At 71.2% G+C, this 10,633-nt stretch carries 10 protein-coding genes; 7 read left to right on the top strand and 3 right to left on the bottom strand.

The window, feature by feature from the left end; all coding sequences use genetic code 11:
- Positions 1–175: 175 nt before the first annotated feature.
- The 6 genes from C1J00_RS29670 to C1J00_RS29695 all read left to right on the top strand — a co-directional run bounded on the left by C1J00_RS29670 (position 176) and on the right by C1J00_RS29695 (position 8,588).
- On the top strand, positions 176–1,165 hold the full coding sequence (locus tag C1J00_RS29670; RefSeq protein WP_102912072.1) for a malate dehydrogenase: 990 nt from the start codon (positions 176–178) through the stop codon (positions 1,163–1,165).
- Positions 1,166–1,409: 244 nt separating this feature from the next.
- Positions 1,410–2,930, top strand: coding sequence for an aldehyde dehydrogenase family protein (locus tag C1J00_RS29675; protein WP_102912073.1), 1,521 nt, complete (start codon positions 1,410–1,412; stop codon positions 2,928–2,930).
- Positions 2,931–3,036: 106 nt separating this feature from the next.
- Complete coding sequence (locus tag C1J00_RS29680) at positions 3,037–4,569, top strand: GMC family oxidoreductase (protein WP_102912074.1); 1,533 nt, start codon at positions 3,037–3,039, stop codon at positions 4,567–4,569.
- Positions 4,570–4,607: 38 nt separating this feature from the next.
- Entirely contained in the window at positions 4,608–5,681 is a 1,074-nt protein-coding gene (locus C1J00_RS29685) for a quaternary amine ABC transporter ATP-binding protein (protein WP_102912080.1), read from the top strand.
- Complete coding sequence (locus tag C1J00_RS29690) at positions 5,681–7,630, top strand: ABC transporter permease (protein WP_102912075.1); 1,950 nt, start codon at positions 5,681–5,683, stop codon at positions 7,628–7,630. Before C1J00_RS29685 ends, C1J00_RS29690 begins: the two co-directional genes overlap by 1 nt.
- A 1-nt stretch (position 7,631) precedes the next feature.
- Positions 7,632–8,588, top strand: a complete 957-nt coding sequence (locus tag C1J00_RS29695; RefSeq protein ID WP_102912076.1) for an ABC transporter substrate-binding protein — start codon at positions 7,632–7,634, stop codon at positions 8,586–8,588.
- Between the two features lie 6 nt (positions 8,589–8,594).
- On the opposite strand, the gene C1J00_RS29700 is transcribed toward C1J00_RS29695, so the two are convergent.
- Genes C1J00_RS29700 through C1J00_RS29710 form a run of 3 tightly spaced genes read right to left on the bottom strand, consistent with a single transcriptional unit; the run spans position 8,595 to position 10,290 of the window.
- The gene (locus C1J00_RS29700; RefSeq protein WP_102912077.1) at positions 8,595–9,311 is read right to left on the bottom strand and encodes an isocitrate lyase/PEP mutase family protein; all 717 of its coding nucleotides are present in this window, start codon (positions 9,309–9,311) and stop codon (positions 8,595–8,597) included.
- The gene (locus tag C1J00_RS29705) at positions 9,308–9,784 is read right to left on the bottom strand and encodes a carboxymuconolactone decarboxylase family protein (RefSeq protein WP_102912078.1); all 477 of its coding nucleotides are present in this window, start codon (positions 9,782–9,784) and stop codon (positions 9,308–9,310) included. Before C1J00_RS29705 ends, C1J00_RS29700 begins: the two co-directional genes overlap by 4 nt.
- Positions 9,781–10,290, bottom strand: coding sequence for a carboxymuconolactone decarboxylase family protein (locus C1J00_RS29710; protein WP_102912079.1), 510 nt, complete (start codon positions 10,288–10,290; stop codon positions 9,781–9,783). Before C1J00_RS29710 ends, C1J00_RS29705 begins: the two co-directional genes overlap by 4 nt.
- A 47-nt stretch (positions 10,291–10,337) precedes the next feature.
- Between C1J00_RS29710 and C1J00_RS29715 the strand changes: the two genes are divergently transcribed.
- Positions 10,338–10,633: GntR family transcriptional regulator (locus C1J00_RS29715; protein ID WP_146046279.1), on the top strand; the 296-nt coding region annotated here is incomplete at its 3' end.

Consider the following 10,633-nt stretch of genomic DNA (forward strand, 5'->3'; position numbering starts at 1 on the left):
GTGGGTGCGTGCGCGAGGGTGGGGTGGAGTTGTGGGCCGGGCCACATCGACCCGGACGTCCGGGATCCCGGATGCGCGGTAGCCTGACGGCTGAATGGATCTCTTGACGCCAAGAGATCGATCAAACGTCCGGGGCAGGGACCGCCCCACCGCCAGCTGTCATACGGAGAACGCCATGACCCGCACTCCCGTGAACGTCACCGTCACCGGCGCGGCCGGCCAGATCGGTTACGCCCTGCTCTTCCGCATCGCCTCCGGTCAGCTGCTCGGCGCGGACGTGCCGGTGAAGCTGCGCCTGCTGGAGATCACGCCCGCCCTGAAGGCGGCCGAGGGCACGGCCATGGAGCTGGACGACTGCGCGTTCCCGCTCCTGCAGGGCATCGACATCACCGACGACCCGAACGTCGCCTTCGACGGCACCAACGTCGGCCTGCTCGTCGGCGCCCGCCCCCGCACCAAGGGCATGGAGCGCGGCGACCTGCTGGAGGCCAACGGCGGCATCTTCAAGCCGCAGGGCAAGGCCATCAACGACCACGCCGCGGACGACGTCAAGATCCTGGTGGTCGGCAACCCGGCCAACACCAACGCCCTGATCGCCCAGGCCGCCGCGCCGGACGTACCGGCCGAGCGGTTCACCGCGATGACCCGCCTGGACCACAACCGCGCGCTGACCCAGCTCGCGAAGAAGACGGGCTCGACGGTCGCCGACATCAAGCGCCTGACCATCTGGGGCAACCACTCCGCCACCCAGTACCCCGACATCTTCCACGCCACGATCGCCGGCAAGAACGCCGCCGAGGTCGTGAACGACGAGAAGTGGCTGGCCGAGGACTTCATCCCGACCGTCGCCAAGCGCGGCGCCGCCATCATCGAGGCCCGTGGCGCCTCGTCGGCCGCCTCCGCCGCCAACGCCGCCATCGACCACGTCCACTCGTGGGTCAACGGCACCGCCGACGGCGACTGGGTCTCCATGGGCATCCCGTCCGACGGTTCCTACGGCGTGCCGGAGGGGCTCATCTCCTCCTTCCCCGTCACCACCAAGGACGGCGCGTACGAGATCGTCCAGGGCCTGGAGATCAACGAGTTCTCCCGCGCCCGGATCGACGCCTCCGTCAAGGAGCTGGAGGAGGAGCGCGAGGCGGTCCGCGGCCTCGGCCTCATCTGAGCGAGCCCTTCGGCGTTTTCGTTCGCAGGCCCCGCCCCGGTTCCCCGGTACGGGGCCTGCGGGCTTTCCGACGACCCAACCAAGCGCACCTTTTGTTCCTGTTTGCCCGCATCTCCCGTGACACAGCGCACTTTCGGCCATCGACGCGCATGTATCCGGGGGAGTCGGGCAGGCGACCTCGGTCTCTTAGTGACACGAATGTGACACAGGGGCGCTGATCAGGAACGGAAGGCGAACAGCGATCATGGCGGAAAGTACCGAACTTCAGGCGCGTCAAACCATCCATGCGGGAGGAGAGTGGCGGGCGGCCACCTCCGGGGCCACCCGCGAGATCCTCGACCCCGCGGACGCCCTGCCCTTCGCCGTGGTCTCGGAGGGTGACGAGAAGGACACCGACCTGGCGACAGCCGCCGCCCGGCGCGCCTTCGACGAAGGCCCGTGGCCGCACACCCCCGCCACCGAGCGGGCCGCGCTGCTGAGGCGCGTCGCCGACCTGCTCGTGCGGGACCGTGAGGAGCTGGGCCGGCTGGAGGCCCGCGACGCGGGCAAGACCGTCGAGGAGGGCCGCGTCGACATCGACTGTGTCGCCGACGCCTTCCGCTACTTCGCCGACCTGGTCGCCGGCGAGGCCCCCGGCCGGGTCGTGGACGCGGGCTCGACCGACATCCACAGCGTCGTCGTGCACGAGCCCGTCGGCGTCTGCGCGATGATCACGCCCTGGAACTACCCGCTGCTCCAGGCCAGCTGGAAGATCGCCCCGGCCCTCGCCGCCGGCAACACCTTCGTCATCAAGCCGAGCGAGATCACGCCGATGACGACGATCGCGGTCATCGAGCTGCTCGTCGAGGCCGGGCTCCCCGCGGGCGTCGCCAACATCGTCACCGGCCCGGGGCACTCCGTCGGCGCACGCCTGTCCGAGCACCCCGACATCGACCTTGTCTCCTTCACCGGCGGCACGGTCAGCGGCGTCAAGGTCGCCGAGGCCGCCGCCCCGACCGTCAAGAAGGTCGCCCTCGAACTCGGCGGCAAGAACCCCAACGTCGTCTTCGCCGACGCCTGCGCCACCGAGGAGGGCTTCGACACCGCCGTCGACCAGGCCCTCAACGCCGCCTTCATCCACAGCGGCCAGGTCTGCTCGGCCGGTGCCCGCCTCATCATCGAGGAGTCCGTCCGGGACCGCTTCGTCACCGAACTCGCCCGGCGCGCCGAGAAGATCCGCCTCGGCCGCGGCACCGAGGACGGCGTCGAGTGCGGCCCGCTCGTCTCCGAGCAGCAGCGCGCCAAGGTCGAGATGTACGTCGAGTCCGCACTCAAGGAGGGCGCCGTGCTGCGCTCCGGCGGCAAGCGCCCCAAGCCGTCCGCGCAGCGTCCGGAGAGCGGCTACTTCTACGAGCCGACCGTCCTCGACCACTGCCACCGCGAGATGCGCGTCGTACGGGAGGAGGTCTTCGGGCCGGTCGTCACCGTCGAGACCTTCCGGACCGAGGACGAGGCCGTCGCCCTCGCCAACGACACCGAGTACGGACTGGCGGGCGGCGTCTGGACCTCCGACGCGGGCCGCGCCCGCCGTGTGGCCGGGCGGCTGCGCCACGGCACGATCTGGATCAACGACTTCCACCCCTACCTGCCGCAGGCGGAGTGGGGCGGTTTCGGCAAGAGCGGAGTGGGCCGCGAACTCGGCCACGCCGGACTCGCCGAGTACCGGGAGACCAAGCACGTCTACCAGAACCTCGCTCCCAAGCCGGTGCGCTGGTTCGCGGGCTGACCCCCGCCGGGCCGCCGACTCTCATCCCGGGCTGACCCGCCACACCCCGGGCTGAGCGTCCCCGCCCCCAGCTCGTTCACTTCATCCCCACTGGAGCAAGTACCCCATGTCCCACACCAGCCATGAGTACGACTATGTCGTGATAGGCGGCGGAACCGCGGGTTCCGTCATCGCCTCACGCCTGACCGAGAATCCGGACGTCACCGTCGCCGTCATCGAGGGCGGCCCCAGCGACGTCGGCCGTGACGACGTGCTGACCCTGCGCCGCTGGATGGGCCTGCTCGGCGGCGAGCTCGACTACGACTACCCCACCACCGAACAGCCACGCGGAAACTCGCACATCCGGCACAGCCGGGCCCGCGTCCTGGGCGGCTGCTCCTCGCACAACACCCTCATCGCGTTCAAGCCGCTGCCCGCCGACTGGGACGAGTGGGAGGCCGCCGGTGCCAAGGGCTGGGGCGCGGTGCAGATGGAGGCGTACTTCGCCCGGCTGCTCAACAACATCGTCCCGGTCGACGAGAAGGACCGGAACGCCATCGCCCGCGACTTCGTCGACGCCGCCCAGGAAGCCCTGGGCGTGCCGCGCGTCGACGGCTTCAACAAGAAGCCCTTCACCGAGGGCGTCGGCTTCTTCGACCTCGCCTACCACCCCGAGAACAACAAGCGGTCCTCGGCGTCAGTCGCCTACCTCCACCCGGTGATGGAGGAGCGGCCCAACCTGACGATCCTGCTGGAGACCTGGGCGTACAGGCTGGAACTCGACGGCAACCGTGCCGAGGGCGTGCACGTGCGCACCAAGGACGGCGAGGAGATCCTCGTCAAGGCCCGGCGCGAGGTCCTGCTGTGCGCCGGCGCCGTCGACTCGCCCCGGCTGCTGATGCACTCCGGCATCGGCCCGAAGACGGACCTGGAGAAGCTCGGCATCCCCGTCGCGCACGACCTGCCGGGCGTCGGCGAGAACCTGCTCGACCACCCCGAGTCGGTCATCGTCTGGGAGACGAACGGCCCCATCCCGGAGAACTCCGCGATGGACTCCGACGCGGGCCTGTTCGTGCGCCGCGACCCCGAACTGGCGCACCCCGACCTGATGTTCCACTTCTACCAGATCCCGTTCACGGACAATCCTGAGCGACTGGGCTACCGGCGGCCGGAGTTCGGCGTCTCCATGACCCCGAACATCCCCAAGCCGAAGAGCCGCGGCCGGCTGTACCTGACCAGCGCCGACCCCGAGGCCAAGCCCGCCCTGGACTTCCGCTACTTCACCGACGAGGACGACTACGACGGCAGGACCCTCGTCGACGGCATCAGGATCGCCCGCGAGATCGCAAAGACCGAGCCGCTGGCCGGCTGGCTCAAGCGCGAGGTGGCCCCGGGCCCCGACGTCACCGGTGACGAGGAGCTCGGCGAGTACGCCCGCAAGGTCGCCCACACCGTCTACCACCCGGCCGGCACCTGCAATATGGGCGCCGCCGACGACCGGCTGGCCGTCGTCGACCCCGAGCTGCGCATCCGCGGCCTGGAGGGTATCCGCATCGCCGACGCCTCCGTGTTCCCCACGATGACCACCGTCAACCCGATGATCGGTGTGCTCATGGTCGGGGAGAAGGCCGCCGAGCTGATCGGTGGTGGTGACCGGTGACCGAGATCCCGACCCTCGAACCCCCCACGGAGCAGACCATGGACAGCAGCACCCCCGTCTTCTCGGTGGAGGGCCTGTGGAAGGTGTTCGGCCCCAAGGCCGAGCGCGTTCCCGCCGACCCCGAGCTCACCGCCCTCGACCCCGCCGAGCTGCGCGCCCGCACCGGCTGCACCGCCGCCGTCCGGGACGTCGGCTTCGACGTGCGCAAGGGCGAGGTCTTCGTCGTCATGGGCCTGTCCGGCTCCGGCAAGTCCACGCTGGTGCGCTGTCTGACCCGGCTGATCGAGCCGACGGCCGGCACCATCGCCATCGACGGCGAGGACGTCCGCGCCATGGACCGCTCCCGGCTGCGCGAACTGCGCCGCCACCGCGCCGCGATGGTCTTCCAGCACTTCGGCCTGCTGCCGCACCGCACGGTCATCGACAACGTCGCCTACGGCCTGGAGATCCAGGGCATGGGCAAGGCCGAGCGGCGCGAGCGGGCCGCCGAGGTCGTCGCCAAGGTCGGCCTCGACGGCATGGAGCACCGCCGCCCCGGCCAGCTCTCCGGCGGCCAGCAGCAGCGCGTGGGCCTCGCCCGCGCGCTCGCCGTCGACCCCGAGGTCCTGCTGTTCGACGAGCCGTTCAGCGCGCTCGACCCGATGATCCGGCGCGACATGCAGGAGGAGGTCGTCCGGCTGCACCACGAGGAGGGCCGCACGATGGTCTTCATCACCCACGACCTCCAGGAGGCCCTCAAGCTGGGCGACCGCATCGCCCTCATGCGCGGCGGCCGGATCGTGCAGCTCGGCACGCCCGAGGAGATCGTCGGCTCGCCCGCCGACGACTACGTCCGCGAGTTCGTCCGGGACGTCCCGCGCGAGCAGGTCCTCACCGTCCGCACGGCCATGCGCCGCCCCTCGGCGGACCAGGACGGCAGCGGACCGGCGGTACGCCCCGACGCGACGGTGTCCGAAGCGATCGAGGCGGTCGCCCGCGCCGGCGCTCCGGCCCGGGTCATGGACAAGGGCCGGTGCGTGGGCGTGGTCGACTCCGACACGCTCCTCGGCGTCGTCGCCGGAACGGAGCAGACCGCTCCACCAGGGACGGTGCAGCCCGAGGAGGCGGTGTGATGGCGACCATCACCGCCTCCCCGCCGCGCGTCGGCCTGCCCGCCCTCCTCAAGCACCGGGCCGTCCACAAGCTGCTCCTGCTCGCCCTCGCCGCCGCGATCCTGGTGCCCCTGGCCAACGCCCGCTGGGCGAGCGGCACCTGGCCGAGCGCGCTGACCGTCGACTTCTCCGAGCCGCTCGCCAAGGCCAGCGACTGGATCATCGACAACCGCGACAGCCACCCGCTGTTCCTCTACTTCTTCGGCCACGTCAGCAACGTCGTCGTCATCGCCGTACGGGCCGTCTACCTCACCCTCCTGGCCATAGGCTGGGCGGGCGTCACGGCACTGGGCGCCCTGGTCGCCTGGCGCGTGGCGGGGGTGAGGCTGGCGCTCGGCACGGCCGCCGCGTTCCTCGCCTGCGGACTGCTCGGCATGTGGGTGCCGACCATGCAGACGCTCGCCCTGATGGTCGCCGCGGTCCTCGCGTCGGTCGTCGTGGGCGCGCTGCTCGGGCTCGCCGCCGGGTTGTCCGACCGGATGGACCGCCTGCTGCGGCCGGTCCTGGACACCATGCAGGTGCTGCCCGCCTTCGCCTATCTGCTGCCGGTCGTGCTGGTCTTCGGCATCGGCGTCCCGGCGGCCGTCCTGGCCACCGTCATCTACGCCGCCCCGCCCATGGCCCGCCTGACCTCCCTCGGGCTGCGCGGCGCCGACAAGGAGGTGCTGGAGGCCGTCGAGTCGCTCGGCTCCACGGCACGCCAGCGCCTGCTGACCGCCCGCATCCCACTGGCCCGCAAGGAACTCCTCCTCGGCCTCAACCAGACGATCATGATGGCGCTGTCCATGGCCGTCATCGCGGCCGTCATCGGAGCGGGCGGCCTCGGTGACCGCGTCTACCAGGCCCTGGCCTCCGTCGACGTCGGTGCCGCGCTCGCCGCCGGTATCCCGATCGTGCTGCTGGCCGTCGTCCTGGACCGCGTCACCTGCGCGGCGGGGGAGAAGATCGGCGCCGAACCCGAGCCCCACGGCGGGCGCGGCTGGCTCATCGCCCTCGCGGGTGTCGTCGCCGTGGCGGTCGCCGGGCGGCTCGCGGGACGCCTCGACTGGCCCGACTCCTGGGTCGTCGCCATCGCCGAGCCCGTCAACCGCGCCGTCGACTGGATGACCGCGCACCTGTACTCGGGCGTCCCCGTCATCGGCGGCACCGCCGACTGGGCGGGCCACTTCACCACCTGGGTCCTCGACCCCATGCGCGACGGCCTGCAGGCGCTGCCCTGGTGGTCGGTGCTGCTGATCGTCGCCGCCCTGGCCTGGGTCATCGGCACCTGGCGCACCGCGCTCACCGCCGTCCTCGCCATGGCCGCGATCGGCGTCCTCGGCGTCTGGAAGCCCTCCCTGGACACCCTCTCCCAGGTCCTCGCGGCCGTCGCCGTCACCCTGGTCGTCGGCTTCGCCACCGGTGTCGCGGCGGCCCGCAGCGACCGCCTGGAACGGGCGCTGCGCCCGGTCCTCGACGTGTTCCAGACGATGCCGCAGTTCGTGTACCTGATCCCGGTCGTCGCCCTGTTCGGCGTCGGCCGCGCCCCGGCCGTCGCCGCGGCGATCGTCTACGCGCTGCCGGCCGTCGTCCGCATCACCACCCAGGGTCTGCGCCAGGTCGACCCGGCCGCCATGGAGGCCTCCGGTTCGCTCGGCGCGACCAGCTGGCAGCAGCTGAGGCAGGTGCAGCTCCCGCTGGCCCGCCGGGCGCTGCTGCTCGCCGTCAACCAGGGCCTCGTCCTGGTCCTCGCCGTCGTCGTCATCGGCGGCCTGGTCGGCGGCGGCGCCCTCGGCTACGACGTCGTCTTCGGTCTCGCCCAGGGCGACCTGGCGACCGGTCTGGTGGCCGGCGCCGCGATCGTCTGCCTCGGCCTGATGCTCGACCGGGTGACCCAGCCCACCGAACGCCGCGCGAAGAAGGGAGCCTGACATGCGGATCCGTACGACCGCGGCGGTCGCCGCGATGAGTTCCCTGGCGCTGCTCACCGGCTGCGGCGCCGCCGACATGACCAAGCAGGCCTCACCCTTCGCCAACGCGCAGGGTTCCAGGACCGTGACCCTGTCCGTGCAGTCCTGGGTGGGCGCCCAGTCCAACGTGGCCGTCGCCCAGTACATCCTGGAGCACGAGCTGGGCTACCGCGTCGACACCGTCCAGGTCGACGAGGTGCCCGCCTGGGACGCCCTCAGCCAGGGCCGCGTCGACGCGCTCCTGGAGGACTGGGGTCACCCCGAGCAGGAGCAGCGGTACGTCAAGGACAAGAAGACGATCGCGCCCGGCGGCGAACTCGGCGTCACCGGCCACATCGGCTGGTTCGTCCCGACGTACTTCGCCGAGAAGCACCCGGACGTCACCGACTGGAAGAACCTCGACAAGTACGCCGATCAGTTCCGGACCCCGGAGAGCGGCAGCAAGGGCCAGCTGATGGACGGTTCGCCGTCCTACGTCACCAACGACAAGGCGCTGGTGAAGAACCTGAAGCTGGACTACCAGGTGGTGTTCGCCGGCTCCGAGGCCGCGCAGATCACGCAGATGAAGCAGTTCGCCAAGGAGAAGAAGCCCTTCCTCACCTACTGGTACACCCCGCAGTGGCTCTTCGAGAAGGTCCCGATGACCGAGGTGAAGCTGCCGCCGTACAAGGAGGGCTGCGACGCCGACCCGGAGAAGGTCGCGTGCGCCTACCCGCACACCCCGCTGCAGAAGTACCTGAACGCGGACTTCGCCGAGAAGGGCGGCAAGGCGGCGGCCTTCCTGAAGAAGTTCAAGTGGACGACCGAGGACCAGAACGAGGTCTCCCTGATGATCGCCGACAAGAAGATGACGCCCGAGGACGCGGCGAAGAAGTGGGTGGACAGCCACAAGTCCACGTGGAAGAAGTGGCTGTCCTGACGTCCCCTACACCAGCAGGCCGGCGATCTCCCGCAGGGCCCGGGCGGCCCGCCGCTGGAGTCCCGGCCCGAAGGTGATCCGGGTGGCCCCTCGCGCGCCGAGTTCGGCGGGTGTGGGGCCACCCTCGGTCGGGGCCCCCATGTTGACCGGCCCCTGGATCCCGGCCCGCAGCAGCGGCAGGATCTCCGGCGGGGCCCCGATCGGGTACACGCAGTCGGCCCCGGCGGCGACGTACAACGCGGCCCGCTCGATCGCCCGCCCGGGATCGTCGACCCCGCAGGTGAAGGTGTCCACGCGCGCGTTGACGAACAGCCGGTCACCGGCCGCCTCCCGAACCTCGGCCAGCCAGTCGGCGTGCGCGTGGGGGTCTTTCAGCACCCGGTCCTCGGAGTCCTCCAGGTTGCAGCCGACCGCCCCCACCTCCAGCAGCCGCTCCACGAGATCCTTCGGCGCGAGCCCGTACCCGCCCTCCACGTCCGCCGACACGGGCACGTCGACGGCCCGGACGATCCGGGCGACCGCCGCGAACATCTCGTCGGCCGGGACCTGCCCGTCCTCGTAGCCGAGGGAGGCGGCGACCCCGGCGCTGGGCGTGGCGAGCGCCGGGAACCCGGCCTCCGCGAACACCCGCGCGCTGGCCGCGTCCCACGGCCCGGGCAGCACCAGCGGATCGCCGGGCGCCCGGTGGTGGTGCATGGCACGGAACTCGGCGGCTCTGCTCATGGTGTGTAGCCCCCTGGCGGAATCCGGCGACCGACCATCACCCGGTTCCAGTTGTTGATGGCGACGACCAGGCCGATCAGATGGGCGAGCCGGACCTCGTCGAAGTGCTTCGCGGCCCGCTCGTACACCTCGTCCGGCACGAAACCTCCCCCAGAGCCGAAAGCCCGGGAGGTGCCCCCAGTCAGCAAGGTCACCGCCTCCGTCAGCGCCAGCGCGGCCCGCTCCCGCTCGTCGAAGACGTCTTCGGCCTCCTCCCACGCGGCCAGCAGATCGAGCTGCTTCTCGCTCACCCCGTACTCACGGGCGATCGCGAGGTGCATGTCGAGACAGTACGCGCAGTGGTTGAGCTGCGAGGCGCGGATGACGACGAGTTCGGCGAGGGCCGGGTCGCCCAGGCCCTTCTTCGCGGCGGCGCTGAGAGCCGACATGGCCCGGCCGACCGCGGGGTCCAGCAGCCGGGTACGGGCCGTCACTTGTACTGCCCCGGCTGGTAGTGGCCCGGCGCCATCCGGCAGGTCACCCCGAACCGGTTCCAGGCGTTGATCACCGTGATCGCGGCGATGACCTGCGCCAGCTCCGCCTCCTCGAAGTGCTTCGCGGCGTTGTCGTAGACCTCGTCCGGAACGAAGCCATCGGTCAGCACGGTCACCGCCTCCGTCAGCTCCAGCGCGGCGATCTCCTTCGCCGTGTAGAAGTGCCGCGACTCGTCCCAGGCGCTGAGCTGCACGATCCGCTCGACGCTCTCGCCCGCCGCCAGGGCGTCCTTGGTGTGCATGTCGATGCAGAACGCGCAGTGGTTGATCTGCGAGGCGCGGATCTTCACCAGCTCGTACAGCTTGTGGTCGAGGCCCTGCCGGGCGGCGATCTCCAGCCGGACCATCGCCTTGTAGACCTCGGGCGCGTGCTTGGCCCAGTCCAGGCGGGCGGGCTGCTCGGCGGCGTACTCCACGGTCGTCGGGGTGTCGGTGTGCGTCGTCATGCCCTCGACCCTAGGAGGAAAGCAGCCCAGGAGTATGGTCCATTTCCATGGCGGAACCCTGGGCCACTCTGGGCATCGACCTGCATGTGGAGCCGACCGGGCCGGGCCTGCGGCGGGGGCTGACCGACGCCCTGCGCGACGCGGTGCGCTCCGGCCGGCTGGCCCCGGGCACCCGGCTGCCCTCATCCCGCGCGCTCGCCGCCGACCTGGGCATCGCCCGCAACACCGTCGCCGACGCCTACGCCGACCTGGTCGCCGAGGGCTGGCTCACCGCCCGGCAGGGCTCGGGCACCCGGGTCGCCGCACGCGAGGTCGTCCCGCCGTCCGGCACGCCACCCCACCC

Source organism: Streptomyces cahuitamycinicus (genome assembly GCF_002891435.1).
GTDB lineage: Bacteria > Actinomycetota > Actinomycetes > Streptomycetales > Streptomycetaceae > Streptomyces > Streptomyces cahuitamycinicus.